This is a genomic window from Avibacterium endocarditidis (assembly GCF_002921145.1).
GTDB lineage: Bacteria > Pseudomonadota > Gammaproteobacteria > Enterobacterales > Pasteurellaceae > Avibacterium > Avibacterium endocarditidis.
Genome location: NZ_PQVI01000017.1, coordinates 1 through 3,735 on the forward strand (window position 1 = coordinate 1; position 3,735 = coordinate 3,735).

Sequence of the window (3,735 nt, forward strand, 5' to 3'; positions counted from 1 at the left end):
TTTTGCAGGAAATGATGATGCTTTACACCTTCGCCAAAGCTGATTACGACAGCCAAACCCTCACTCGCTATTTTGCCCATTTTACTGAACAAGATTGCCTTGTGCTATGGCAAGACGGCGTGCTACTTCCCTTCAAACACCAAGAACTTTTCACCCAACTCACCGCGCCTTGCTATGCGCTAGAGAACGACATCTACGCCAGAAATCTACAAGAAATCGCACCGCACTTTGTTAATTGCGATGAAAATAATGAAAGCAAAGTGCGGTTGATTTCTCTGCAAGATTTTGTGGCACTGACCGAGCGGTATTTCCCGCAGGTGGGGTTGTAAGCAAATTAATAATCAGACAAAGACTTTGTCCTTTGCCTGTTCTATGACTTGACATTCTTAGTGTCCAAGATTAAAATTCGACGTCTATCTATTCTAAGATAGAACAAAAAGTAAACATTCTTTTATGAATAACAACTATTAAACTGGAGCTTTTTTAATGGCAACTATCAACCAATTAGTACGCAAACCGCGTGTGAAAAAGGTTGTAAAAAGCAACGTTCCTGCATTAGAGGCTTGCCCGCAGAAACGTGGCGTGTGTACTCGCGTGTACACAACTACACCTAAAAAACCGAACTCAGCATTACGTAAAGTGTGCCGTATTCGTTTAACAAATGGTTACGAAGTAACTTCTTATATCGGCGGTGAAGGTCATAACCTTCAAGAGCACAGCGTTGTGCTTATCCGTGGCGGTCGTGTTAAAGATTTACCGGGTGTGCGTTATCACACTGTGCGTGGTGCATTAGACTGTGCCGGCGTTAAAGATCGTAAACAAGGTCGTTCTAAATACGGCGTTAAACGTCCTAAAGCTTAATGGTTCTCCGTTAAGTAAGGCCAAACGCTAATTAAATTAAATAATTATCATAAACTCCAGTAAACGTAAGATCTCTTACACAAAGAGTTTTGGATAATCCTGAAGATTAAAAAACGGAGAAATTGCAATGCCACGTCGTCGTCGTATTGAACCACGCAAAATTCTTCCAGATCCAAAGTTCGGATCAGAATTACTTGCGAAATTTATTAATGTATTAATGGTAGATGGTAAAAAATCTATCGCAGAATCAATCGTTTATGGTGCGTTAGAAACTTTAGCTCAACGTACAGGTAAAGAAGCTTTAGAAGCATTTGAAATCGCACTAGAAAACGTACGTCCAACCGTTGAGGTTAAATCTCGCCGTGTTGGTGGTTCTACTTATCAAGTGCCAGTTGAAGTGCGCCCAGCTCGTCGTAACGCATTAGGTATGCGTTGGATCGTTGAAGCAGCACGTAAACGTGGTGATAAATCAATGGCTTTACGTTTAGCAAATGAATTATCTGATGCATCAGAAAACAAAGGTGCAGCAGTGAAAAAACGTGAAGACGTTCACCGTATGGCTGAAGCTAACAAAGCGTTTGCTCATTACCGTTGGTAATCAGTTAATCAAACGATTTTTAGGCTTCATCACATTTTGCTATGCGGTGAAGCCTTATCCATATTTAAAATTTTAATTTATTGAATTCCAAACAAGGAAATAATAATGGCTCGTGTAACTCCTATTGAGCGCTATCGTAATATCGGTATTAGTGCTCACATTGATGCTGGTAAAACAACAACCACAGAGCGTATTCTATTCTATACAGGTGTTAGTCACAAAATTGGTGAGGTGCATGATGGTGCAGCTACCATGGACTGGATGGAACAAGAACAAGAGCGTGGTATTACCATTACTTCTGCGGCAACAACGGCTTTCTGGTCTGGTATGTCTCAGCAATATCCACAACACCGTATCAACGTTATCGATACTCCGGGACACGTTGACTTTACTATCGAAGTAGAACGTTCAATGCGTGTTCTTGATGGTGCGGTAATGGTTTACTGTGCAGTAGGTGGGGTTCAACCTCAGTCTGAAACTGTATGGCGTCAAGCAAACAAATATAAAGTACCTCGTATCGCGTTCGTAAACAAAATGGACCGTACTGGTGCAAACTTCCTACGCGTTGTTGAGCAAATCAAAACTCGCTTAGGTGGTAATGCTGTTCCTTTACAACTTCCAATCGGTGCAGAAGAAAACTTCAAAGGTGTGGTTGACTTAATCAAAATGAAAGCAATCAACTGGAATGAAGCGGATCAAGGTATGACATTTACCTATGATGATATTCCTGCAGATATGGTTGAATTATGTGAAGAATGGCACCAAAACCTTGTTGAAGCAGCAGCAGAGGCTTCAGAAGAGTTAATGGAAAAATACCTAGGCGGTGAAGAGCTTACTGAAGAAGAAATCAAAGGTGCGTTACGTCAACGTGCGTTAGATACTGAAATCATTCTTGTAACTTGTGGCTCAGCGTTCAAAAACAAAGGTGTTCAAGCAATGCTTGATGCGGTAATCGACTACTTACCAGCACCAACAGACATCGCTTCAATCAAAGGGATCAACCCTGATGAAACTGAAGGTGAGCGTCACGCAGATGATAATGAACCATTTGCAGCACTTGCATTCAAAATTGCAACTGACCCATTCGTAGGTAACTTAACCTTCTTCCGTGTATATTCTGGTGTGGTTGAGTCTGGTGCGACAGTATTGAACTCTGTAAAAGATAAACGTGAGCGTTTTGGTCGTATCGTTCAAATGCACGCAAACAAACGTGAAGAGATCAAAGAAGTTCGTGCGGGCGACATCGCAGCGGCAATCGGCTTAAAAGATGTTGGTACAGGTGATACATTATGTGCAGTTGATGCACCAATCATTCTTGAGCGTATGGAATTCCCTGAGCCAGTAATCTCTGTTGCGGTAGAACCAAAAACCAAAGCAGACCAAGAGAAAATGGGCTTGGCATTAGGTCGTCTTGCACAAGAAGACCCTTCATTCCGTGTTCACACTGATGAAGAATCAGGTGAAACCATCATTTCAGGTATGGGTGAGTTACACTTAGACATTATCGTTGACCGTATGAAACGTGAGTTTAAAGTGGAAGCGAATATCGGTAAACCACAAGTATCTTACCGTGAAACTATCCGTACTCGTGTGAACGATGTTGAAGGTAAACATGCAAAACAATCTGGTGGTCGCGGTCAATATGGTCACGTTGTTATCGACTTGTATCCATTAGATCCAGAAGGTCCAGGTTACGAATTTATCAACGAAATCAAAGGTGGTGTAATTCCTGGCGAATATATCCCTGCGGTTGATAAAGGTATCCAAGAGCAACTTAAATCTGGTCCATTAGCGGGTTATCCAGTGGTTGATATCGGTGTTCGTTTACACTTCGGTTCATACCACGATGTGGACTCATCTGAGTTAGCATTTAAACTTGCTGCATCATTAGCATTTAAAGCAGCGTTTAGCAAAGCAAACCCAGTATTACTTGAGCCAATTATGAAAGTGGAAGTTGAAACTCCACCAGAGTATGTGGGTGATGTAATTGGTGATTTAAGCCGTCGTCGCGCTATGGTAAATGGCCAAGAAGCAAGCGAATTTGTTGTTAAAATCAATGCAGAAGTTCCACTTTCTGAAATGTTTGGTTATGCAACAGATCTTCGCTCACAAACTCAAGGTCGTGCATCATACTCAATGGAACCATTGAAATATGCTGAAGCACCTGCAAGTGTTGCAGCAGCAGTTATTGAAGCACGTAAAAAATAATTGAAAATTAAACTCCGTAGTACAGCAATGTGCTACGGAACTTTACTTAAAGGAAACATCAAAAATGT

4 protein-coding genes are annotated in these 3,735 nt (G+C 41.5%); all 4 read left to right on the forward strand.

The features are described from left to right. Nucleotides 1-17: 17 nt before the first annotated feature. The 4 genes from C3Z13_RS02030 (at nt 18) to fusA (ending at nt 3,667) form a co-directional block, all read left to right on the forward strand. Entirely contained in the window at nt 18-329 is a 312-nt protein-coding gene (locus C3Z13_RS02030) for a DsrH/TusB family sulfur relay protein (protein ID WP_103854848.1), read from the forward strand. A gap of 157 nt (nt 330-486) precedes the next feature. Further along, entirely contained in the window at nt 487-861 is a 375-nt protein-coding gene (rpsL, locus tag C3Z13_RS02035) for a 30S ribosomal protein S12 (protein WP_013745731.1), read from the forward strand. A gap of 127 nt (nt 862-988) precedes the next feature. Continuing rightward, nucleotides 989-1,459, forward strand: a complete 471-nt coding sequence (gene rpsG / locus C3Z13_RS02040; protein ID WP_103853509.1) for a 30S ribosomal protein S7 — start codon at nt 989-991, stop codon at nt 1,457-1,459. 105 nt (nt 1,460-1,564) lie between these two features. Further along, nucleotides 1,565-3,667, forward strand: a complete 2,103-nt coding sequence (fusA, locus tag C3Z13_RS02045) for an elongation factor G (RefSeq protein ID WP_103854847.1) — start codon at nt 1,565-1,567, stop codon at nt 3,665-3,667. The last annotated feature ends 68 nt before the right edge of the window (nt 3,668-3,735 follow it).

Excerpts from the sequence above, each read along its gene's own strand:
- C3Z13_RS02030 (WP_103854848.1), top strand. The coding sequence starts at position 18 with ATGCTTTACACCTTCGCCAAAGCTGATTACGACAGCCAAACCCTCACT.
- rpsL (WP_013745731.1), top strand. The coding sequence starts at position 487 with ATGGCAACTATCAACCAATTAGTACGCAAACCGCGTGTGAAAAAGGTT.
- rpsG (WP_103853509.1), top strand. The coding sequence starts at position 989 with ATGCCACGTCGTCGTCGTATTGAACCACGCAAAATTCTTCCAGATCCA.
- fusA (WP_103854847.1), top strand. The coding sequence starts at position 1,565 with ATGGCTCGTGTAACTCCTATTGAGCGCTATCGTAATATCGGTATTAGT.